The organism is Marivivens donghaensis (assembly GCF_030410045.1).
Classification (GTDB): domain Bacteria; phylum Pseudomonadota; class Alphaproteobacteria; order Rhodobacterales; family Rhodobacteraceae; genus Marivivens; species Marivivens donghaensis.
Window position 1 is genome coordinate 84,534 of record NZ_JAUFRA010000007.1, and the last position, 19,561, is coordinate 104,094.

The 19,561-nt window shown below is 57.4% G+C and carries 24 protein-coding genes; 14 read left to right on the plus strand and 10 right to left on the minus strand.

Annotated elements, in window-relative coordinates; translation table 11 throughout:
* Nucleotides 1-32: 32 nt before the first annotated feature.
* The 3 genes from proC to QWY83_RS12130 are packed head-to-tail and all read left to right on the plus strand — an operon-like array spanning nucleotide 33 to nucleotide 2,126.
* Entirely contained in the window at nucleotides 33-848 is an 816-nt protein-coding gene (gene proC, locus QWY83_RS12120) for a pyrroline-5-carboxylate reductase (RefSeq protein WP_249947056.1), read from the plus strand.
* Nucleotides 841-1,179 carry a tRNA-binding protein gene (locus QWY83_RS12125; protein ID WP_105234190.1) on the plus strand — a complete coding sequence of 113 codons (339 nt, stop codon included), beginning with the start codon at nucleotides 841-843 and terminating at the stop codon, nucleotides 1,177-1,179. The genes proC and QWY83_RS12125 overlap by 8 nt, the downstream gene beginning before the upstream one ends.
* Nucleotides 1,176-2,126, plus strand: coding sequence for a 2-hydroxyacid dehydrogenase (locus QWY83_RS12130; RefSeq protein WP_249946903.1), 951 nt, complete (start codon nucleotides 1,176-1,178; stop codon nucleotides 2,124-2,126). The genes QWY83_RS12125 and QWY83_RS12130 overlap by 4 nt, the downstream gene beginning before the upstream one ends.
* Here QWY83_RS12130 and QWY83_RS12135 read toward each other — a convergent pair.
* Nucleotides 2,123-2,707 (minus strand): thymidine kinase, encoded by a 585-nt coding sequence (locus tag QWY83_RS12135; RefSeq protein ID WP_249947057.1) that lies wholly within the window; start codon nucleotides 2,705-2,707, stop codon nucleotides 2,123-2,125. The genes QWY83_RS12130 and QWY83_RS12135 overlap by 4 nt on opposite strands.
* A 315-nt stretch (nucleotides 2,708-3,022) precedes the next feature.
* Here QWY83_RS12135 and QWY83_RS12140 point away from each other — a divergent pair, with 315 nt between their 5' ends.
* Nucleotides 3,023-3,442: a hypothetical protein gene (locus tag QWY83_RS12140; protein WP_249946904.1), complete on the plus strand. Its 420-nt coding sequence runs from the start codon at nucleotides 3,023-3,025 to the stop codon at nucleotides 3,440-3,442.
* Here the strand turns inward: QWY83_RS12140 and QWY83_RS12145 are convergent, their stop codons facing one another.
* Both QWY83_RS12145 and carB read right to left on the minus strand, forming a co-directional pair.
* Nucleotides 3,443-4,555 carry a beta-ketoacyl-ACP synthase III gene (locus QWY83_RS12145; RefSeq protein WP_249946905.1) on the minus strand — a complete coding sequence of 371 codons (1,113 nt, stop codon included), beginning with the start codon at nucleotides 4,553-4,555 and terminating at the stop codon, nucleotides 3,443-3,445.
* A 128-nt stretch (nucleotides 4,556-4,683) separates the two neighbouring features.
* Nucleotides 4,684-8,016 (minus strand): carbamoyl-phosphate synthase large subunit, encoded by a 3,333-nt coding sequence (carB, locus tag QWY83_RS12150; RefSeq protein ID WP_249946906.1) that lies wholly within the window; start codon nucleotides 8,014-8,016, stop codon nucleotides 4,684-4,686.
* A gap of 182 nt (nucleotides 8,017-8,198) precedes the next feature.
* Here carB and QWY83_RS12155 point away from each other — a divergent pair, with 182 nt between their 5' ends.
* The 3 genes from QWY83_RS12155 (at nucleotide 8,199) to aspS (ending at nucleotide 11,741) form a co-directional block, all read left to right on the plus strand.
* Nucleotides 8,199-9,305, plus strand: a complete 1,107-nt coding sequence (locus QWY83_RS12155; protein ID WP_249946907.1) for an aminodeoxychorismate synthase component I — start codon at nucleotides 8,199-8,201, stop codon at nucleotides 9,303-9,305.
* Nucleotides 9,260-9,901, plus strand: coding sequence for an aminotransferase class IV family protein (locus tag QWY83_RS12160; protein WP_249946908.1), 642 nt, complete (start codon nucleotides 9,260-9,262; stop codon nucleotides 9,899-9,901). The genes QWY83_RS12155 and QWY83_RS12160 overlap by 46 nt, the downstream gene beginning before the upstream one ends.
* A gap of 61 nt (nucleotides 9,902-9,962) precedes the next feature.
* Nucleotides 9,963-11,741, plus strand: a complete 1,779-nt coding sequence (gene aspS, locus QWY83_RS12165; RefSeq protein ID WP_249946909.1) for an aspartate--tRNA ligase — start codon at nucleotides 9,963-9,965, stop codon at nucleotides 11,739-11,741.
* 70 nt (nucleotides 11,742-11,811) lie between these two features.
* Here the strand turns inward: aspS and QWY83_RS12170 are convergent, their stop codons facing one another.
* Together QWY83_RS12170 and QWY83_RS12175 are read right to left on the minus strand one after the other, a co-directional pair.
* Nucleotides 11,812-11,988, minus strand: coding sequence for a hypothetical protein (locus tag QWY83_RS12170; RefSeq protein WP_156529597.1), 177 nt, complete (start codon nucleotides 11,986-11,988; stop codon nucleotides 11,812-11,814).
* Between the two features lie 160 nt (nucleotides 11,989-12,148).
* Complete coding sequence (locus QWY83_RS12175) at nucleotides 12,149-12,874, minus strand: response regulator (RefSeq protein WP_249947058.1); 726 nt, start codon at nucleotides 12,872-12,874, stop codon at nucleotides 12,149-12,151.
* 142 nt (nucleotides 12,875-13,016) lie between these two features.
* Here QWY83_RS12175 and mce point away from each other — a divergent pair, with 142 nt between their 5' ends.
* Entirely contained in the window at nucleotides 13,017-13,421 is a 405-nt protein-coding gene (gene mce, locus QWY83_RS12180; RefSeq protein WP_105234198.1) for a methylmalonyl-CoA epimerase, read from the plus strand.
* 84 nt (nucleotides 13,422-13,505) lie between these two features.
* Entirely contained in the window at nucleotides 13,506-13,799 is a 294-nt protein-coding gene (locus tag QWY83_RS12185; RefSeq protein WP_249946910.1) for a DUF1467 family protein, read from the plus strand.
* On the opposite strand, the gene QWY83_RS12190 is transcribed toward QWY83_RS12185, so the two are convergent.
* On the minus strand, nucleotides 13,800-14,489 hold the full coding sequence (locus QWY83_RS12190) for an EI24 domain-containing protein (protein WP_105234199.1): 690 nt from the start codon (nucleotides 14,487-14,489) through the stop codon (nucleotides 13,800-13,802).
* On the minus strand, nucleotides 14,486-15,079 hold the full coding sequence (locus QWY83_RS12195) for a nitroreductase family protein (protein ID WP_249946911.1): 594 nt from the start codon (nucleotides 15,077-15,079) through the stop codon (nucleotides 14,486-14,488). The genes QWY83_RS12190 and QWY83_RS12195 overlap by 4 nt, the downstream gene beginning before the upstream one ends.
* A 91-nt stretch (nucleotides 15,080-15,170) precedes the next feature.
* Here QWY83_RS12195 and QWY83_RS12200 point away from each other — a divergent pair, with 91 nt between their 5' ends.
* Nucleotides 15,171-15,419, plus strand: a complete 249-nt coding sequence (locus QWY83_RS12200) for a DUF167 domain-containing protein (protein WP_249946912.1) — start codon at nucleotides 15,171-15,173, stop codon at nucleotides 15,417-15,419.
* On the opposite strand, the gene QWY83_RS12205 is transcribed toward QWY83_RS12200, so the two are convergent.
* The gene (locus QWY83_RS12205; protein WP_067550788.1) at nucleotides 15,416-15,652 is read right to left on the minus strand and encodes a DUF8831 family protein; all 237 of its coding nucleotides are present in this window, start codon (nucleotides 15,650-15,652) and stop codon (nucleotides 15,416-15,418) included. The genes QWY83_RS12200 and QWY83_RS12205 overlap by 4 nt on opposite strands.
* 180 nt (nucleotides 15,653-15,832) lie before the next feature.
* Here QWY83_RS12205 and QWY83_RS12210 point away from each other — a divergent pair, with 180 nt between their 5' ends.
* Both QWY83_RS12210 and QWY83_RS12215 read left to right on the plus strand, forming a co-directional pair.
* A complete protein-coding gene (locus tag QWY83_RS12210; protein ID WP_249946913.1) occupies nucleotides 15,833-16,480 on the plus strand; it encodes a M48 family metallopeptidase in 648 nt (215 codons plus the stop codon).
* A 93-nt stretch (nucleotides 16,481-16,573) separates the two neighbouring features.
* Complete coding sequence (locus QWY83_RS12215) at nucleotides 16,574-16,936, plus strand: diacylglycerol kinase (RefSeq protein WP_105236270.1); 363 nt, start codon at nucleotides 16,574-16,576, stop codon at nucleotides 16,934-16,936.
* On the opposite strand, the gene ppk2 is transcribed toward QWY83_RS12215, so the two are convergent.
* A complete protein-coding gene (gene ppk2, locus QWY83_RS12220) occupies nucleotides 16,914-17,723 on the minus strand; it encodes a polyphosphate kinase 2 (protein ID WP_245918156.1) in 810 nt (269 codons plus the stop codon). The genes QWY83_RS12215 and ppk2 overlap by 23 nt on opposite strands.
* 255 nt (nucleotides 17,724-17,978) lie before the next feature.
* Between ppk2 and QWY83_RS12225 the strand changes: the two genes are divergently transcribed.
* The gene (locus tag QWY83_RS12225; protein WP_105234205.1) at nucleotides 17,979-18,239 is read left to right on the plus strand and encodes a DUF6455 family protein; all 261 of its coding nucleotides are present in this window, start codon (nucleotides 17,979-17,981) and stop codon (nucleotides 18,237-18,239) included.
* On the opposite strand, the gene QWY83_RS12230 is transcribed toward QWY83_RS12225, so the two are convergent.
* The gene (locus tag QWY83_RS12230; RefSeq protein WP_249946914.1) at nucleotides 18,236-18,721 is read right to left on the minus strand and encodes a DUF4405 domain-containing protein; all 486 of its coding nucleotides are present in this window, start codon (nucleotides 18,719-18,721) and stop codon (nucleotides 18,236-18,238) included. The genes QWY83_RS12225 and QWY83_RS12230 overlap by 4 nt on opposite strands.
* A gap of 440 nt (nucleotides 18,722-19,161) precedes the next feature.
* On the opposite strand from QWY83_RS12230, the gene QWY83_RS12235 reads away from it, so the two are divergent.
* On the plus strand, nucleotides 19,162-19,560 hold the full coding sequence (locus tag QWY83_RS12235) for a hypothetical protein (protein ID WP_249946915.1): 399 nt from the start codon (nucleotides 19,162-19,164) through the stop codon (nucleotides 19,558-19,560).
* The last annotated feature ends 1 nt before the right edge of the window (nucleotide 19,561 follow it).

Here is a 19,561-nt window from a genome sequence, read left to right on the forward strand (position 1 = left end):
TATCAATAGTGCAAATGACACGGGGAATTCTCATGAATATGGATGATGTTGCGCATCGCGGTCTGGTTTTGCTGGGCTGCGGTAAAATGGGTTCGGCTATGCTGGCGGGCTGGTTGAAGTCGGGACTGCCCGCAACCTCTGTCTGGGTGAACGACCCATTCCCGAGCGATTGGCTCAAGGCGCAAGGGGTGCACGTGAATAAAGCGCTCCCTGCTGATCCAGCGGTTGTTCTAGTTGCGGTGAAACCACAGATGATGGGTGATGCCCTGCCGACCTTGCAGGCCTTGGGCAATGGCACGACCGTGTTCCTGTCTGTTGCAGCTGGGATCACAATTGCCACCTATGAGACAATGTTGGGTGCCCAGACGCCAATCATTCGCGCGATGCCGAACACGCCCGCTGCGATCGGTCGTGGGATCACGGCCATCGTTGGCAATGCTCATGCGTCTGGCCCAATGCTCGATCTTGCTGATGCGCTGTTGTCGGCGATAGGGCAGGTTGTGCGCCTTGAGGGTGAACATCAGATGAGCGCGGTCACCGCGATTTCTGGCTGTGGTCCTGCCTATGTTTTCCACCTGATCGAAGCGATGGCTGCGGCGGGTGTCGGCGCGGGACTTGCGCCTGATCTGGCGATGAAGCTCGCCAAAGCGACGGTGGGTGGTGCAGGCGCACTGGCTGAAGAAGCCGCTGAGGACCCTGCAACGCTCCGCCAAAATGTGACCTCTCCGAACGGAGTGACCTATGAGGCCTTGCAAGTTCTGATGAACGACACAGATGGTTTTCCGCCACTTCTCGTTCGTGCGGTCGAGGCTGCGGTGAAACGGGATCAGGAACTGTCCAATGGCTGACATCGACTTTGACGATTTCCTAAAGGTGGACATCCGCGTGGGTCGTGTCATCCGTGCAGAACCCTATCCCGAGGCCCGCAAACCCGCGATCAAGATGTGGATCGATTTCGGAGGAGAGATCGGTGAGCGTCGCAGTTCGGCGCAAGTGACCAAGCACTACACGCCAGAAGAGCTTGTTGGGAAACAGGTGATGGGCGTTGTGAATTTCCCGCCTCGGCAAATCGGGAAGTTCATGTCTGAGGTTTTGGTGCTCGGGCTGCCTGACGAAAATGGCGACATTGTTTTGGTTGGCCCCGATGACGTGGTGCCAGTCGGGGGGAGGCTACATTGAAGAAACTACTCATCACGCGCCAAATCGCGGAACCTGTTCTCGAACAGGCGGCGGGGCTGTTTGATCTGACTGTTCGGACGGACGGTAATCCGTTGACTGTCGCAGACGCGGCAGAGGCTTTGGCGACTTACGACGCGATCCTGCCGACCTTGGGCGATGCGTTCTCGGCTGATGCTTTTGCGGGGGAAATGCGGTGCAAGATCCTCGGGAATTTCGGTGTTGGGTATAACCACATCGACGCGGCCGCTGCTGCTAAGGCTGGGGTGATCGTCACCAACACGCCTGACGTTCTGACGGATGCGACGGCTGATATCGGCCTGACTCTCATCCTCGCCACCGCACGTCGTGCGGGCGAAGGCGAACGGATGCTGCGTGCGGGCCAGTGGGAGGGCTTTGGCCCGAAGGTAAAACTCGGCACTCATGTGACGGGTAAACGCGTTGGTATCGTCGGCATGGGCCGCATCGGTCAAGCGGTTGCGCGTCGTTGCCACTACGGGTTCGGGATGGAAGTGCTGTTCTATAACCGCAGCCCCAAATCGGTAGATTTCCCTGCGACACAGATCAGGAGCCTGACCGAGCTTGCAGCGTCTGTCGATTTCCTCGTTGTGACTGTGCCCGGTGGCGCAGAGACGCGGTATTTGATCAACGCCGACGTGCTGGGTGCCATGCAGCCACACGGGATTTTCGTGAACATTGCACGGGGTGAAGTGGTCGATGAAACCGCGCTGATCGATGTGCTGGAGGCGGGTAAGATCGCGGGTGCTGGTCTGGACGTGTATGAAAACGAACCGCATGTGCCTGCGCGTCTCGTGGCGTTGGAAAACTGTGTACTGCTGCCGCACCTTGGCTCTGCGACAGTCGAAACCCGTCAGGCGATGGGGCAGATGGCGCTCGATAACATCATCGCGTGGAGCGAGGGTCGTGAGCCGCCGCAGCGGGTGAATTAACCGCGATCACCCACGGCTTCGCGCCAATGTCGGCGGCAAAGGGATACGTAGCGATCATTGCCGCCGATCGACACCTGCGCACCATCGGTCACAACGACGCCGTTTTCGTCTTTGCGCACGACCATGGTCGCTTTTTTCCCGCAATGGCAGATCGTCCGCACTTCACGCATTTCGTCCGCAAGGGCGAGCAGAGCCGCTGAACCAGGGAACAGTTTGCCCTGAAAATCGACGCGCAGCCCGTAGCACATGATCGGCACGTTGAGGTCATCCACCACGCGGGCGAGCTGCCAGACTTGGGTCTCCGTCAGGAACTGAGCCTCATCGACGAAAACACAGGCGCAAGGACCTTCGTTCAGGCGGGTTTCGATCTGGGCAAAGAGATCGCTTTCGGGCGTGTAGGTATCGGCATCAGCACCGATGCCGATACGGCTCGCAATGCGGCCAGCGCCTGCACGATCATCAAACCGCGCCGTCAGCAGATAGGTCTGCATTCCGCGTTCGATATAGTTGTGACTCGCTTGCAAGAGGATCGTCGACTTGCCAGCGTTCATGGTCGAATAATTGAAATAGAGCTTTGCCATGGCAGAGGAATAAGCGGCAGAACCGTCCAGATGCAAGAGGGCTGTCTCAGGTGATTTGAGCGGCCAGAGAACGCGGTGCGGTGAAGATCGGCAAGCCGCCAACAGCGCGCAGGATGGGGTCGCATTCTCTGGCCTAGCGCGGCGGTTCCGCAGCGCATTCTGGAAACTGAATCGGGGCATGCGGTGCGGTAAATGCACGCTATGCGCGCTGATGTATGGTAAATTAACCAATAACGTGTAATGGGAAACAATCGGGTTGGTTCCCCGAAATAAAATGTACACCGCGTTAGAGGTTCATCCGTAGTGAATGGTTATTTGAAAAAACACACCGAGGCCTTGGTCAAAGATGTCGGGATCGAGGTGGCCTGTCGCGTTTCGGGCAAGTCCAAGGCGACCTTGGGTCGGTATTACTCTGAAGCTCCAGAACATGCCGAACGCTATATGCCAGTCGATACCGTGGCCGCATTAGAAGCCGTCGCGTCCTATCCGCATGTGACATCTGCTTTGGCCGAAATTCGTGCGATCAAACTAGGTGATGCAGAGACGCAGCCCGAAGGCCTTTGCGCGATCATGATCGGGTTGAGCGAGCAGTATGCTACTTTGATGGCTGAATTTGGTCGCTCGCTTGAGGAGGACATGTCCGAGAACGACACCCGCCGTATGCTGCGCGAGGCGATGGCGCTACAGAAAACCTTATTGGGCCTGAAAGTGCATCTCGAACGTCGCGTGGTCTGATTATTTGCGCCGAACGATCACGGAGCCAACAGAATACCCCGCGCCAAACGAACAGATCAGGCCCGTGTCCCCGCTGGCCAGATCAGCGGAGTATTTGTCAAAAGCGATGATCGACCCTGCTGACGAGGTGTTTGCGTAGTCCTGTAGGATGTTGGGCTGTTCGCCTGCTTCGGGTTCGCGGCCTAGAACCTTTTTGCCGATGTAGTCGTTCATCGTCTTGTTCGCCTGATGGAGCCAGAGACGTTTGAGGTCTGCCGCCTCAACCCCTTCGTCGGCCATATGATTGGCGATATGGGCGCTGACCAATGGCAGCACTTCTTTGAACACTTTGCGCCCGTTCTGCATAAACCGCATATCGCGGCGGTCTTCCATCGCGTCACGGGTCGGTCGCAAGAAGCCGTTGTTATTGCGAATGTTGTTCGAAAACTGCGTAGCGCAGCGGGTTGAGAGAACGCTGAACCCGTCCTGTCCTTCGTCGCGCTCTAGCAGAACTGCCGTCGCAACATCGCCAAAGATGAAGTGGCAATCGCGGTCGCGCCATTCGAGGTGACCAGAGGTAATCTCGGGCGAGATCACAAGCGCACGTTTCACCGATCCCGCGCGGATCATATCGGCGGCGGTTTGGATGCCAAAGGTCGCGGACGAACAGGCGACATTCATGTCAAAGGCCATACCGCCCGCGCCGATGAGCTGCTGAATTTCTACCGCCATCGCGGGGTAGGCGCGTTCCATATTCGATGCCGCACAAAGGATCAGGTCAACGTCCGCCCCAGTCAGCCCCGCACGGTCGAGAGCGGTCTGCGCAGCCTTCACGCCAATCTCGGCCATGAGCGACGGTTCGTCGTCGGACCGTTCGGGAAGTCGTGGATACATGCGTGTCGGGTCGAGGATGCCGTCGCGCGACATGACATATCGCTGTTCGATGCCAGAGGCGGCTAGAATGAAATCGCTGCTCGAATGTGGGATCGCTGCGATGGTCCCCGCCTCAATCGCATCCGCGTTCTGGGCGTTCTGGAGGTCCGCGTAGGCGTTGAAGGCTTCGACCAATTCGTCATTCGTGATGACTTCGGACGGGGTGAATACGCCGGTGGCGGTCAGGACGACAGAATGCATGGGTTCCTCCAACATCGTTGGGGCAGAGTGGGCGTTAATCCCCTAGTTGTCCAGATTGACCAAAGGTCGTTTGACCCAACGAAAAAGGCCGGACACGACGGTCCGGCCTTTGATCGATGTCTGCGCGATTAACCTTGGAGGCTGCGGACGCTGATATCGTCCTCAACGCGGGCCTTCATCGCCTGTGCCGCAGCTTGGCTGCCTGCTGCCGTGGTGAAGTAGGGCAGCTTGTCATATAGAGCGACCGAGCGGATATCGCGGCTGTCGTTCACAGCCTGCGCACCTTCGGTGGTGTTGAACAAGAGGTCCACTTTACCGTCTTTCAAGAGGTCGACTATGGTGCGGCCACCCTCGTAAACTTTGTTGACGATTTCGCAGTCGATGCCGTTTTCGCTCAGGAACGAAGCAGTTCCGCGGGTAGCGAGGATTTTGAAGCCAAGGTCAGAGACGGTTTTCGCCGCTTCGACCATGCCTGCGGTCTTGTCGTTGTCACGAACCGAGATAAACACGGTGCCTTCGGTTGGCAGGTGGGTGCCTGCACCCATCTGCGCCTTGAGGAACGCACGTGCGAACGAACGGTCCCAACCCATGACCTCACCCGTGGAGCGCATTTCCGGTCCAAGGATGGTGTCAACGCCGGGGAAGCGAGCGAAGGGCAGAACAGCCTCTTTGACGGAGAACCAAGGCGTTTTCGGATCAGCGAGGGTGAACGGGTCGCCCTGCGGCTGCATCTGATCAGCGCTGATGGTTTCGTCATAAGGTTCGCGCACTGGGAAGTTCGACAGCGGTTCGCCAGCCATCAGGCGGGCAGCGATAGATGCGATCGCGCTGTCGGTTGCTTTTGCAACGAACGGCACGGTGCGGGATGCGCGCGGGTTAACTTCGATCAGGTAAACTTCGCCGTCTTTGACTGCAAACTGAACGTTCATCAGGCCTTTGACTTCGAGCGCGAGCGCGAGAGCCTGGGTCTGTTTGCGGATTTCAGCAACGATCTCTGCCGACAGAGTGTGCGGCGGCAGACAGCATGCGGAGTCACCAGAGTGAACGCCTGCTTCTTCAATGTGTTCCATGATGCCCGCAACGTGGACGTTTTTACCGTCACAAAGTGCGTCGACGTCAACTTCGGTCGCGCCAGCGAGGTAGCTGTCCAAGAGAACAGGGCTGTCACCCGAAACAACCACAGCTTCGGCGATGTAGCGTTCGAGCTGCGCCTGATCGCGCACGATTTCCATCGCGCGGCCACCCAGAACGTAGGACGGACGGATCACCAGCGGGAAGCCGATATCAGCAGCGATTGCAAACGCTTGTTCGTCGGTCGACGCGATGCCGTTGACAGGCTGTTTCAGGCCCAGACGGTTCACGAGGTCTTGGAACCGTTCGCGGTCTTCTGCGAGGTCGATTGCGTCCGGCGAGGTGCCGAGGATCGGGATACCTGCTTCTTCCAGCGCGTTCGCGAGTTTCAGCGGGGTTTGGCCGCCGAACTGAACGATAACGCCGTGGAGGGTGCCGTTGTCCTGTTCCACGCGAAGGATTTCCATCACGTGTTCAAAGGTCAGCGGTTCGAAATACAGACGGTCCGAGGTGTCGTAGTCGGTCGACACGGTCTCGGGGTTGCAGTTGATCATGATGGTCTCGTAACCCTGATCGGTCAGCGAGAAACATGCGTGACAGCAGCAGTAGTCAAATTCGATACCCTGACCGATACGGTTCGGGCCACCGCCGAGGATCACGACCTTCTTACGGTCGGTCGGGCGGCTTTCGCATTCCACGTCGCCCATCGCTGGGGCTTCGTAGGTGGAATACATGTAGGGTGTCTGCGCTTCGAACTCTGCAGCGCAGGTGTCGATGCGTTTGAACACAGCCGTAACGCCAAGGTTCTGACGTGCGCGGCGCACTTGTGCTTCGTCGCGGCCAGTTAGTTTCGCAAGGCGTGCGTCGGTGAAGCCCATCATTTTGAGCTTACGCAGACCATCTTCGGTCACAGGCAGACCGTTTTTAGCCACGTCCTGTTCGACTTCGATGATTTCGCGGATACGGTCGAGGAACCACGGATCGAACGAAGTGATCGCGATGATTTCATCGTTGGTAAAGCCGTGGCGCATCGCCTGAGCGATGGTGCGCAGACGGTCAGGGGTTGCCTTGCCAAGAGCGGCAGAGACAGCGGCCTTGTCCGGTGCGCCCGGAATTTTCACTTCGTCGAAACCAGTCAGGCCAGTTTCCATCGAAGCGAGGGCTTTCTGGACCGACTCGTGGAAGGTCCGGCCAATCGCCATCGCCTCGCCCACGGATTTCATTGCGGTGGTGAGGTAGGGTTCAGAGCCCGGGAACTTCTCAAATGCGAAGCGCGGGATTTTGGTGACGACATAGTCAATGGTCGGCTCGAACGATGCCGGCGTGACCTTGGTGATGTCGTTGTCCAATTCGTCGAGCGTATAACCCACGGCCAGTTTCGCTGCGATTTTAGCAATCGGGAAACCTGTCGCCTTGGAGGCCAGAGCCGACGAACGCGACACGCGCGGGTTCATTTCGATGACGACCATACGGCCGTCTTTGGGGTTCACAGCCCACTGAACGTTCGAACCGCCTGTCTCAACGCCGATCTCACGCAGAACCGCGATCGAAGCAGTGCGCATGATCTGGTATTCTTTGTCGGTCAGGGTCAGGGCAGGGGCCACAGTGATCGAGTCGCCTGTGTGCACGCCCATCGGGTCCACGTTTTCGATCGAACAGACGATGATGGCGTTATCCGCTTTGTCGCGGACCACTTCCATTTCGTATTCTTTCCAGCCCAAGAGCGATTCATCGACGAGGATCTGACCTACTGGCGATGCATCCATGCCCGAGCGGCAGTAGTATTCGTATTCTTCGCGGTTGTAAGCAACACCACCGCCTGTGCCGCCCAAGGTGAACGCAGGACGGATAATTGCAGGCAGACCGATGTCTTCCAGTGCTTCCATCGCGATTTTAACACCTGCGTCGATGTCGTGTTTGCCCTTTTCGTTTTTCGGGGCAGTCACAATCGTCGCGCGCGGGTTTTCGAGGCCGATACGGTCCATCGCTTCGCGGAACAGTTTACGGTCTTCGGCCATCTCGATCGCTTCTCGGTTCGCGCCGATGAGTTGGACGTTGAATTTCTCGAGCACACCCATGTCCGCCAGAGCGAGCGAGGTGTTCAGGCCGGTTTGACCACCCATCGTCGGCAGAAGCGCGTCGGGGCGTTCTTTCTCGATGATCTTCGCGACGACCTCAGGGGTGATCGGTTCGATGTAGGTGGCATCGGCCAGACCAGGGTCGGTCATGATCGTCGCGGGGTTCGAGTTCACGAGGATGACGCGGTAGCCTTCTTCGCGAAGTGCTTTACACGCTTGAGCGCCCGAGTAGTCAAACTCGCAAGCTTGGCCAATCACAATTGGCCCCGCTCCGATGATCATGATCGACTTGATGTCGGTTCTCTTCGGCATGGGACCCTCATATGTTATGGCAGCAGACAGCAGAGCGCATAGCGCGCCCAAATTGTTGGGCGTTATAGACAGAGTCGCCCAAGGTTCAAGGGGTATGATTAGCGAAAACCATGTCGCTTTTGTACTGTCGCTGGCTGAATGGCTGGTTTATCCGTCCAGCATGCAAAGATTAGGTGCGAAAAATGCGTGTTTTATTTGACCGAGGACCAGATGGGTCAGCGGCTGAATTTGATGTGCCGCATCAAATTATTGAGGCATGGGAGCCCGAAGATATCCCCGCCGCGTTCGAGGAGCTGAAGGCCGCTAAGGGCTGGCTGGTTGGCTATTGTTCATATGAACTCGGCTATGCGTTAGAGCCGCGGCTTTTGCCGTTGATGCCAAAGAACCGTAAACTGCCGCTATTGCGGTTCGGGGTTTATGGCGGGCCAAAGCCCGCGGTGATGCCAGAAGTCGATGGGACCATCGGCGATTTGGCCCCGCTTTGGGATGCGCCAAAACATGCCGATGCGATTGGGAAGCTGCGCGACTACATCGCGGCGGGCGATATTTATCAGGCCAATCTGACATTTCCGATCACCACGACGGTCGATGGAACGCCCGAAGGCATCTATGGCGCGCTCGCTGCGCGTCAGGCCGTCGGTCATTCGGCGTTGGTCGTTCAGGATGGCCCTGCGATTCTCTCGCGTTCGCCCGAACTGTTCTTCCGTATCAAAGACGGGATGATCGAAACCGCGCCGATGAAAGGCACCATGCCGCGCGGTAAGACCGAAGACGAGGACGCCGCGAATAAGGCGTTCCTGTCGATGGATGAAAAGAACCGCGCCGAAAACCTGATGATCGTGGATTTGCTCCGCAATGACATCTCGCGAATCTCTGTCGCGGGGACGGTTAAGGTGCCGAAACTGTTCCACGTCGAAACCTATGCGACCGTTCACCAGATGATCAGCCGTGTTGAGGCGCGTTTGATGGATGACGTGACCTTCCCCGATATTTTGCAGGCGCTATTCCCTTGCGGGTCCATCACGGGTGCGCCGAAATTGCGGGCGATGGAGATCATCGAAGAACTCGAAACCGCTCCGCGCGAGGTCTACTGCGGGTCTATCGGTTGGTTCGCACCAGATGGACGCGCAGAATTCAACGTCGCGATCCGCACGCTTATGGTAGACGGGGATCAGGCGACATTGAACGTGGGCGGCGGGATCGTTTGGGATTCGACCCCAGCATCGGAATACGAGGAAGCCTTATGGAAAGCGCGCTTCGCACAGATCGACCCGAAAACCTCCTCCTGATCGAAACGATGGGGCGCGGGGCGGAGGGTATCCGCTACCTTGATCTCCACCTTGCGCGGTTGAAACGCGGTGCCGAGGCGCTGGGCTATCCCTTTGATGAAACTCAGGTTCGTGCTGCGTTGGCTGACGCAACCGAAGGGCATGAACGTATTCGTCTGACGCTGAACGAGGCTGGCAATGCTGTGGTCGAAACGGGCCACCTGCCGCCCAACCCGCCGCATTGGACTGTTGCGGTTCATAGCACCCGCCTAAATGCCGACGACCCGTGGCTAAAGGTAAAGACCACCAACCGCGCGCTCTACAATCAGGCCCGCGCTGACTTGCCGAGTGGCGTTGATGAATGGCTGTTCTTCAATGAACAGGGTGAGGTCTGTGAGGGCACGATCACAAATATCTTCGTCGTGACTGAGGACGGACGACGGGTCACGCCGCCTCTGACCTCTGGTCTTTTGCCCGGCATCTTGCGGCAGTCACTGATCCAGAACGGGTGGGAGGAACAGGTTCTGACCCTCTCTGACCTGTCAAAAGCCCGCGAAATCCACATGGGGAACGCTTTAAGAGGCCTTATCCGCGTCCAACTCGCGCCCTTTGCTTGACATCGGGCGGTGAACCCTGTGTATCGGCGCGGAACCCCGCAAACCCAAGGGACATGACATTATGCACGCCTATCGCACTCATACCTGCGCCGCACTGACGAAAGACAACGTTGGTGAGACCGTCCGCCTGTCGGGCTGGGTCCACCGTGTGCGCGACCACGGCGGTATCCTCTTTATCGACCTGCGTGACACCTACGGCGTGACGCAGGTTCTCTGCGACCCCGACTCGGCTGCGTTCTCTGCTGTCGAAAAGGTTCGTTCGGAATGGTGTATCCGCATCGATGGCGAGGTGAAGGCCCGCGATCCAGAGCTGGTGAACCCGAAACTGCCAACCGGCGAAATCGAAGTCTTTGTTCGCGACATCGAAGTGCTGGGCGCAGCCGCTGAACTTCCGCTAATGGTGTTTGGCGATCAGGAATACCCCGAAGAAACCCGTCTGAAATACCGCTACCTGGATCTGCGCCGTGAAGCGATGCAGACCAACATGAAGCTGCGTTCGGATGTTGTCGCTTCTATGCGTCGTCGCATGTGGGACAAAGGTTTCCGCGAATTCCAGACCCCGATCATCACGGCGTCCTCGCCTGAAGGCGCACGCGACTTCCTCGTGCCGTCGCGTCTGCACCCGGGCAAATTCTACGCACTTCCGCAGGCACCGCAGCAGTTCAAACAGCTGATCATGGTGTCGGGCTACGACAAATATTTCCAGATCGCACCGTGCTTCCGTGACGAAGACCCGCGCGCTGACCGTTCGCCGACCGACTTCTACCAGCTCGACATGGAAATGTCGTTCGTCACCCAGCAAGACGTGTTCGACACCGTTGAGCCTGTGATCGCTGGCATCTTTGAAGAGTTCGGCGGCGGGAAAAAGGTCGACCGCGACTGGACCCAGATTTCTTACAAAGACGCGGCGCTGTGGTATGGTTCGGACAAACCCGACCTTCGCAACCCGATCAAAATGCAGGACTGCTCGGAACACTTCCGCGGGTCTGGCTTTGCGATCTTTGCGAAACTGCTCGAGCAAGACGGCACCGAAGTACGCGCAATTCCAGCGCCGACAGGTGGCAGCCGTAAATTCTGTGACCGCATGAACGCTTTCGCTCAGAAAGAGGGGCTGCCGGGCATGGGCTACATCTTCTGGCGCGAAACTGACGGTGAAATGGAAGCGGCTGGCCCGCTTGCTAAAAACATCGGACCAGAGCGCACCGAAGCGATCCGCCAGCAGCTTGGCCTCGGTATCGGTGACGCGGCGTTCTTCCTTGGAGGTAAGCCGAAAGCCTTTGAATCGGTTGCTGGCAAAGCTCGTAACGTCATCGGCGAAGAACTGGGTCTGACCGACAAGAACCGTTTCGCCTTTGCTTGGATCGTGGACTTCCCGATCTACGAAAAAGACGACGAGACTGGCAAAATCGACTTCGAACACAACCCGTTCTCGATGCCGCAGGGTGGTATGGACGCGCTGTTGGGCGATCCGCTGGCCGTTCGTGGTTTCCAGTATGACCTTGCTTGTAACGGCTACGAACTGGTGTCGGGCGCGATCCGTAACCACAAGCCTGAGATCATGTTCAAAGCCTTCGAAATCGCTGGCTATGGCAAAGAAGAAGTCGAAAAGCGGTTCGGCGGCATGGTTAACGCGTTCCAATACGGCGCCCCGCCGCACGGTGGTTGCGCAGCAGGTATCGACCGTATCGTGATGCTCTTGGCTGAAGAAGCGAACATCCGCGAAGTCATCATGTTCCCGATGAACCAGCGCGCAGAAGACCTGATGATGAACGCGCCGAGCGATCCGACCAACGAACAGCTCCGCGAACTGAATCTGCGCGTTGTTCCGCAGGAAAAGTAAGGCAAACGTCAGATAAACAAAGAGGCCGGCAGGGAAACCTGACCGGCCTTTTTACGTGGAGGATTAAGTCTTAAACGCCAGTCGCAGTGTAGAGAGGGAGGCTATCCGCCGCAAATTTTCCAGTCGATGTATCGATCACGGCAACCACAGCAACGGCCAGCATAATGAGGCCAGCAGTCAATACGACCCAATCTACAAGGTCGCTGCCTTTGTCCTCTGACCAAATATGGTCGATAATTTTTACCATGATCTCACTCCTAACTCTCTTAACGGCGGGGGCCGCGTTGAGGTTAGGTTTGACATCTGACTAGGGCTGCTTGGCGGACGGTTTGTGCCTTTTTTGAGGAAACTAGGCACCCGATTGTGGCATTGATCGGACCGTCGCAACAATCCGAAGTGTTTATTGGTTACTGTAGCCTCGGTCCTGACGGTGCCGATAGACGATCCTGCACCAGCGCCATCACCCGCGACAACGACGGGAGAATCGGTTGTCCATCATGGCGGCATCGGTCCAGCGCCGCGACCGCGTGGGTGAGGGTGTGATCATCGGCACTGCGGGCGATGCCCGATAGAAACTGCGTCACATAGTCGAGCGACCTACCGTCATGGCAGTGCGACAGAACCTCCGCTGCTTGGGCGAGGTCATCCTCATAGGCCACTAGATCGGGGACGACATTGTCATTCGTCACAACCCGCAATCCGTGTAGTTGCCGATCCGTCGGGAGGTGATTGAGGATAAGGGACTGAAACGCGGCCAGAGACCCCACTGGTTTGGGCAGAAATCCATCAGCCCCCGCCACGACCGAGCGCATTTCGCCGTCTGGATCCCCGCTTGTCCCGAGAATCACATCAACGCGGGGGTGGGCGCGGGACAGGTCCGTGATCAATCCTTCGCCGTAGCCATCAGGCAGGCCAAGGTCGATAATCACGACGGCAGGACGATAGACGCGTAGATGCATTCGCGCGCTCGCCAGCGTATCCGCCCGCCGCAATCGTGCGCCCGACCTCTGGGTCATGAGGCGCATCGCCTCTGACGCGAAACGGCTGTCTTCGACCAAGAGCAGCGTCAGCCCAGCCAAGGGGCGGCTGGCGGTGGGGGGGAGGGTCATCATAAAATCGGTTTGGCTGTCCATCATCAGGCCCTTTGGTCGGGGTTGGGTGAGGTCAGAAAACACCAGCATGGTTGATGAAAGATTAATCCGCGACGAAACGACAGCTTTGCCTTGGGGGGCGGAACCCGCGATAAGGTGATCAACGCTATGAGGGAGAGATCGCATGATCGGACGTTTGAACCATGTTGCCATTGCAGTGCCGGACTTAGAGGCCGCATCGGCGCAATACCGTGATACTTTGGGTGCCAAAGTGAACCCGCCGCAGGACGAACCTGATCACGGCGTGACTGTCGTATTCATCGAACTGCCGAACACAAAGATCGAACTCCTGTATCCGTTGGGCGAAAACTCTCCGATTGCGGGCTTTTTGGAAAAGAACCCAGCGGGCGGCATTCACCACATCTGCTACGAGGTCGACGATATCCTCGCGGCGCGTGACAAGCTCAAAGAGCAAGGCGCACGGGTTCTAGGCACAGGCGAGCCGAAAATCGGGGCGCATGGGAAACCCGTTCTGTTCCTGCACCCCAAAGATTTCAACGGCTGCTTGGTCGAGCTTGAGCAGGTCTAAGGCTTGCCCCTGACCTGAAGCAGAGTATGTAAGCATCAAACAAAAGGGGCGGTCCGTCGCCCCTTACTTTAACAGGAGAGTCCGATGGCTCCGACGTCCGCATTTGTCCTCTTTGCCGTGATCTGGTTCATGGTGTTCTTTATCGTCCTGCCGCTGCGGCTCGAAACGCAGGGTGAGGCGGGCGAGGTGGTCAAAGGGACCCATGCGTCCTCCCCTGCGAACTTTAGCTTTAAGCGCAAGGCGTGGATCACCACGATGGTGGCTGTTCCGCTTTGGGGTGTGATCGCTGGTGTGATCCTGTCGGGCCTGATTTCGGTGCGCGACATAGATTGGTTCCACCGCATGAGCACACCCGAAGTGAGCCGTCCCGCTGAATAATCAGCGAGACGCGAGCCGGTGATAGAGGTGGGTGAACGTTGCCGCGCCAAGCACTGGAATGAACAGGTTCACGAGCGGAAATGAGAGCGGCACGGCCATCAGGCAGCCCGCGACCCAGATTTGTCCCGAATAGTGCCGACGCATGGCTTTGGCGCCTTCGCGACCCTCACGGCGCTGGGCAGCGAGGGTGAAATATTCTCGACCCAATAGGTAGCCGTTCAGCATGTAGAAAATCGGCAGCGCGAAAATCGGCAGGAGCGTCGAAAGAACAAACGCCAGAATGTTGCCGACCAACAGCACGCCGAGGAAGTTGATCGTGTCACGCAGGCCGTCCCAGAATCCCACATGAGGGACAGGTGGCAGGTGAGGGTAATGGCGGTCCTCAACCGCTTGGGCGACGTCATCCAAAAAGAGCGACGTCATCGCAGAGGCGACAGGCACCATCAGGAACATGGAGGCCACGATCATCAGGATCAGCGATCCCCACGACAGCAGATCGCCCAGCCACGTGACTTGACCCACCCCAGGGAGCGTTAGGGCAGAGGGGTCTGCCCAGTCGATCAGCATCAGAAAGCCCGCGTAGATCGCGACGAGCAGGGCAATGGTCAGCCCGATGCCGAGCATCACAACCCGCTGAAAGCGGCTATCACCCAGTTGAGCGACGGCCTTAAAGAAATCGCCGAGGATCATTTCCACGTCACAATCTGGCTGAGGTCAGGGCGGGGGCGTTCTGGGGGCACCATGCCTTCGGTGCCGATATGGATGATGCCAGCGACCTTTTCGTCTGCGGTGACGCCCAACTGTTCGGCGGTGAACTGTGGATCATGGCTATGCCAGCCAGACACCCACGAGGCAGCCCAACCCGTAGCGAGCGCCGCATTCACGAGGCTGAGGCAAACAGCGCCCGCTGAATACTGCTGTTCAATGGCAGGCACCTTTGCCGCGTCTTTGGGGCTGTAGACGACCACGACGGCACAGGGGGACTGTGCGTAGACGGTTGCGGGTTTGTCGATGTTGCCTTGTTCGATGCCCAGCCGCTCTCCCGCCGCTTGCAGCGCATCTGCGTAGGTTTCGAGGGCCTCTTTGCTCAACACGATAAACCGCCATGGTACCAATGCGCCGTGGTCTGGTGTGCGGGCTGCGGCGGTCAGGATGGTTTCCAATGCGGCACGATCTGGCCCCGGCCCTTTGATCGTTTTTGCGGGACGCGACCGGCGGGTCAAAAGGAAATTTACGGCGGCGTCATTGCGTGTGAGGGGCGGAATCGTCGTGTCGGTCATCAAAATCTCCTGCTTCATTAGGGATATCGGCATTAACGGGATCGAATTCAATCAGTAGAATTATACGCAGCGGCAGATTAAACCCGTCGCTATGACTGATCTTTCCCATCTTGCCGTTGAGGGCGCTGAAATCGCTGTGCGGGTAACACCCAAGGCCAGCCGTGACCGTATCCTCGTCGAAGATGACACGATCCGTGTCTACGTAACCACGTTGCCTGAGGACGGCAAAGCGAACAAAGCGGTGGTCAAACTGCTGTCCAAAGCGCTGGGCGTGCCCAAAACGCGGCTCGATCTGATCCGTGGGGCAACATCGCGGGATAAGGTGTTTCGGATCGTCTAGCCGTCCTTGCGCAGACGATAGACACCTTCTGGCAGATCCAATGCCGCCTCAAGATCGCGGAGCTGGCTGAGCGATAGGGTGATTTTAACGACCTGATCGGTGCGAGGGTCCAACTGCTGAACCGTGATGCAATCCTCGAACGCCGAGACGGTCACATCCTCTTGCAAAAAGGCTGCGTCTTCGTCGACCAAGGTCACGACGGTGGCATCGAAATCGTGTTCAATCGTAAACATGAGATCAGCCTAGACCTGCAATCGCGACTTGAAAAGAGGAGATGCCAATCCCGTGAGGACGCGGCATCAGGGGCTTACGGGCCGTCGGCGGAATGATAAGATGGCCCAAAGCAAAGCGAGAGGCCAATGCGGGCGTTCCTCATTCTCATGTTCGGTGTTTTCGGGTTGGCTGGTTGTTCAATGCCACCAATCACCGTGGCCACCGTTGCGCCCAAGGCTGTTTCCGTCACGCCTGATCGCCAAACCGCGAATATGTTCGTGGCCGTGGTGCAGGACGTGGAACCCTTTGTCGAAGAGATTTGCGTTCGAACAGATGCGCGTCGCAACTGCGATTTCCGTATTGTGATTGATGACACCCCCGGTGCGCAGGCCAATGCGTTTCAGACCGTGGATCGGTCGGGGCGTCCTGTGATCGCGTTTACGCTAGCCCTATTGGATGACATCCAGAACGAGAACGAGTTTGCCTTTGTTTTGGCGCATGAAGCCTCGCACCACATCGCTGGGCATTTGGAACGGACACAACGCAACGCGGCGGTCGGCGCGATGATCTTTGGCGAATTGGCGGGGGTTGCTGGTACGGGCCTCCCGTCGAATGTGCAGGCCGCGCGGGAGATTGGCGCCGCTGTGGCCTCCCGTGCCTATTCCAAGGATTACGAGCTTGAGGCGGATATGATGGCCGCCCGTATCGTGACAGCAGCGGGGTATGATGCGCTGCGCGGGGCTGCATTCTTTGCTCGTATTCCTGACCCGGGGGATCAGTTCCTCGGATCGCACCCAGCGAACGCGGACCGTGTTGCCGCGGTGCGCCGTGCCGTGGGAGCAATCTGAAACTGACACAAAGCTTTTAACTCGCGCTGTTATGAGCGCCGAATTAGACTTCTCTGCACCAACGACAGAGAGGAGCGGTCAGTGGGGAAGATCATGCAAGGTATTATGCGTATCCGCCAAAGGGCTATTTGGTCGTGGCAAGGCTGGGTTCACGTTTGGAAAACCGAACAATCGCTGATGCAGTGGATTTGGGCCAACGCGGTCTCGATCCCTTTGGCCGTGATTTTGCCGCTGACGGCGGGTGAAACCGCGCTGATCATTATGGGCGGTGTGTTCGTTCTGGCGATGGAGTGTATCAATACAGCGATTGAGCGCGTTGTTGACGACATCTCAACCCAGCGCCGTGACCGCGCAGGCCAAGCCAAGGACGCAGGTAGCGCCGCTGTCGCGGTTTCTGCTGTGGGCGTCGGGATGGCTTGGCTCGTGATCCTGTTTAGGCTCGTGACGAACGGCTAACCTTCCGCGTTTCGGGGTGTAGCGCCTTGCCCAGAATATGTTCGTCGGTGTGGATGACCTTATCCGCAGAGCCTACGATTTCGGGGTCGGGGAGTACGGCGATTGACGGGTCTTTGCCTGGATAATCGAGGGTCGATAGGAAGTGGCGCATGCAATTAATCCGCGCCCGTTTCTTATCGTTCGATTTAACCACGGTCCAAGGCGCATCTGCGGTGTTCGTATAAAAGAACATCGCCTCTTTTGCCTCGGTGTAGTCATCCCATTTGTCGAGCGACGCCTTATCAATCGGGGACAGCTTCCATTGCTTCAGTGGATCGGTTTCGCGGGCCTTAAAGCGGCGAAGTTGTTCGTCTCGGGTCACTGAGAACCAGTATTTATAGAGCCGAATACCAGACCGAACGAGCATCTGTTCGAGGTCGGGGGTCATGCGCATGAATTCTAGGTATTCATTGGGTTCACAGAACCCCATGACCCGTTCGACGCCTGCGCGGTTATACCAACTGCGGTCGTAGAACACCATTTCGCCCGCCGTTGGCAGATGTTCGATATAGCGTTGAAAAAACCACTGGCCGCGCTCTGTCTCAGTCGGTTTATTCAGGGCCACAACCCGCGCATGACGTGGGTTCAAATGTTCCATAAACCGTTTGATCGTACCGCCTTTGCCTGCAGCATCACGGCCCTCGAACAGGATGACGAACTTCTGGCCTGTTTCTTGGGCCCAGTGCTGCACCTTGAGCATTTCCGCCTGAAGTTTGGCTTTTTCGGCCTCATAGGGAATGCGGGCCATACGTGTGTGGCGGTGTCGAGGCGGTGATGGTTTGGCCTCGACAGAGGGGTCCTGAGCATCTGTGGCAATCGCGGCGGTGGTCTCTGTCATGGCGTCGTCCTCTGTTCGTGTCTGATTGGGGACTCTAGACCTGATGTCGGAAGGGTGCCTTGATATGCGTCAACGGTGCGCCGTTTTGATCTGGCGCAATGCGGGCGTCAGCGACTTGGCGCACAACTTTGCTTGATTGGATTAAGACATACAAAGGATGAACCGATGCAGCGGTTGGGCGATATTCGGGAACATTTTTGGCTGACCCTCGCTATGGCGAAACATTGTGAGGTCGATCTGGCGGAAGCCATGCGTGAAGGCCATATTTCTACGGCGGAATATGCCGATCACATCACCCGTTGCCGCGCGTGCCCATCCCCCGAACATTGCAAGCATTGGCTCAAAAACGCATCTGCGGGAGACGAGCCCCCGCAGTATTGTCAGAACAAAGCGTCCTTTGCTGAATTGGCGAGCGAACCCGCCTAGCCTTTGACGGCAGAGAGTAGGCTGATCGAGCCGCGCATGTCACCATCAGAGAGGTCGATCAGGGTCTGATCCGCCGTTGCGGTCACGCCCTGTTCGGCCAGTTTCGCAATGAGGTTCTCGGCATCGGTGCCCATCAGCGGTGCGAGGTCGGTCAGCGAGGCAGAGCTAACCAACTGCAAAGCGATAATGTCAGGACGCGCATCACCTGCATCATCCCCGAGTGACACGAAAGACGCCGCCAGCATCACCGCAGACGCCGTCATCAGCGTCAGTGCAACAGGCCGTTTGAAATAGGTCTGAAATGCACGCCAGTTCAGCACAACGTGCAAAAGAACCGCAGCAACCATGACCAGCCCGACATATTCATGAACGACTTTGTTCAGCGTCGTATTGGTATGGAAAAACATCAGAATGCCGGTCGCCCCCATAATGAGGAAGGTGCCGATCGTGAGTGGCGTTGCATAGGCGCGGAGGTGTTTCATCGCGATAATCCTGACTGATCAAATACTCACCTTGAAACGGGGACTAAACGAAAGTCCGTCGAAATTTTTCACTCGGTCAGGGTTTTTTGTCAGTGGTATGTAAAATGCCTCCCTTTGGAACCGTTACCCTAACCAAATGAAACACACGCTAGGCTGCGGGATGTGAGATGACGGATCTAAGACACTCAGATTTTAAGACAGCCATTACTATGATCCACGTTCCACCCTGCGCGGCAGATATTCTTGCTGCTTTAGCAGACGGATACGTGGACGAAGTTCAGGCGGACGAGCTTTTGAGGAAGTGCCGTGTTTGCGCACGTCGCTACACGCCTCGGGGCTGGCTGAGTGGCGATAGTGGGTGTGGTGTTTGGCAAGGTTGCGCGCATTTGGACCGTATCAAGGCAGCGCTGATAGACTGATGAAAGGCCGGCCGTTCCGGTATGAGTTACACAGTTAAATCTCTTTTGCCTGCCAAAGTGATCCACGACGCAGGACGGCCAGACAGCCCAAGCGACGCTGTGACGATCATCGGGTTTGATGTGCTCGATACAGCGGTCCTCGCCATGACGGTCGAGAACAAAGACGGTCAACTCTCTCAGTTCCCGCTTTGGCCGACGGTTCGGATTAGCAGCCAATATGGTGACTCCCTGACAGGCGACCAGCTTTTGATGGCCCTACTCAAAGAGGGCGTCGTGAACGAGATAAAACCGCCGAAACCGCGTGTCGAATTCCACAATCCGCCGCCACAGGTCCGCATGGTCCAACTCGGTCGGGTCGAGGTCTACACGATCACCGCTGCCGTTGTTTTCCTCCTCTGGGTGGTGCTTTCCGCGCTTTAAT

What these genes read in the sequence shown, in the direction of transcription:
- ppk2 (WP_245918156.1), bottom strand. Translation starts at nt 17,723, where the DNA reads ATGGCCCGCATTCCCTATGAGGCCGAAAAAGCCAAACTTCAGGCGGAA.
- mce (WP_105234198.1), top strand. Translation starts at nt 13,017, where the DNA reads ATGATCGGACGTTTGAACCATGTTGCCATTGCAGTGCCGGACTTAGAG.
- aspS (WP_249946909.1), top strand. Translation starts at nt 9,963, where the DNA reads ATGCACGCCTATCGCACTCATACCTGCGCCGCACTGACGAAAGACAAC.
- carB (WP_249946906.1), bottom strand. Translation starts at nt 8,016, where the DNA reads ATGCCGAAGAGAACCGACATCAAGTCGATCATGATCATCGGAGCGGGG.
- QWY83_RS12190 (WP_105234199.1), bottom strand. Translation starts at nt 14,489, where the DNA reads ATGATCCTCGGCGATTTCTTTAAGGCCGTCGCTCAACTGGGTGATAGC.
- QWY83_RS12125 (WP_105234190.1), top strand. Translation starts at nt 841, where the DNA reads ATGGCTGACATCGACTTTGACGATTTCCTAAAGGTGGACATCCGCGTG.
- QWY83_RS12205 (WP_067550788.1), bottom strand. Translation starts at nt 15,652, where the DNA reads ATGTTTACGATTGAACACGATTTCGATGCCACCGTCGTGACCTTGGTC.
- QWY83_RS12195 (WP_249946911.1), bottom strand. Translation starts at nt 15,079, where the DNA reads ATGACCGACACGACGATTCCGCCCCTCACACGCAATGACGCCGCCGTA.
- QWY83_RS12170 (WP_156529597.1), bottom strand. Translation starts at nt 11,988, where the DNA reads ATGGTAAAAATTATCGACCATATTTGGTCAGAGGACAAAGGCAGCGAC.
- QWY83_RS12230 (WP_249946914.1), bottom strand. Translation starts at nt 18,721, where the DNA reads ATGAAACACCTCCGCGCCTATGCAACGCCACTCACGATCGGCACCTTC.
- QWY83_RS12225 (WP_105234205.1), top strand. Translation starts at nt 17,979, where the DNA reads ATGCAGCGGTTGGGCGATATTCGGGAACATTTTTGGCTGACCCTCGCT.
- QWY83_RS12175 (WP_249947058.1), bottom strand. Translation starts at nt 12,874, where the DNA reads ATGGACAGCCAAACCGATTTTATGATGACCCTCCCCCCCACCGCCAGC.
- QWY83_RS12200 (WP_249946912.1), top strand. Translation starts at nt 15,171, where the DNA reads ATGACTGATCTTTCCCATCTTGCCGTTGAGGGCGCTGAAATCGCTGTG.
- QWY83_RS12145 (WP_249946905.1), bottom strand. Translation starts at nt 4,555, where the DNA reads ATGCATTCTGTCGTCCTGACCGCCACCGGCGTATTCACCCCGTCCGAA.
- proC (WP_249947056.1), top strand. Translation starts at nt 33, where the DNA reads ATGAATATGGATGATGTTGCGCATCGCGGTCTGGTTTTGCTGGGCTGC.
- QWY83_RS12185 (WP_249946910.1), top strand. Translation starts at nt 13,506, where the DNA reads ATGGCTCCGACGTCCGCATTTGTCCTCTTTGCCGTGATCTGGTTCATG.
- QWY83_RS12155 (WP_249946907.1), top strand. Translation starts at nt 8,199, where the DNA reads ATGCGTGTTTTATTTGACCGAGGACCAGATGGGTCAGCGGCTGAATTT.
- QWY83_RS12235 (WP_249946915.1), top strand. Translation starts at nt 19,162, where the DNA reads ATGAGTTACACAGTTAAATCTCTTTTGCCTGCCAAAGTGATCCACGAC.
- QWY83_RS12160 (WP_249946908.1), top strand. Translation starts at nt 9,260, where the DNA reads ATGGAAAGCGCGCTTCGCACAGATCGACCCGAAAACCTCCTCCTGATC.
- QWY83_RS12135 (WP_249947057.1), bottom strand. Translation starts at nt 2,707, where the DNA reads ATGGCAAAGCTCTATTTCAATTATTCGACCATGAACGCTGGCAAGTCG.
- QWY83_RS12215 (WP_105236270.1), top strand. Translation starts at nt 16,574, where the DNA reads ATGCAAGGTATTATGCGTATCCGCCAAAGGGCTATTTGGTCGTGGCAA.
- QWY83_RS12210 (WP_249946913.1), top strand. Translation starts at nt 15,833, where the DNA reads ATGCCACCAATCACCGTGGCCACCGTTGCGCCCAAGGCTGTTTCCGTC.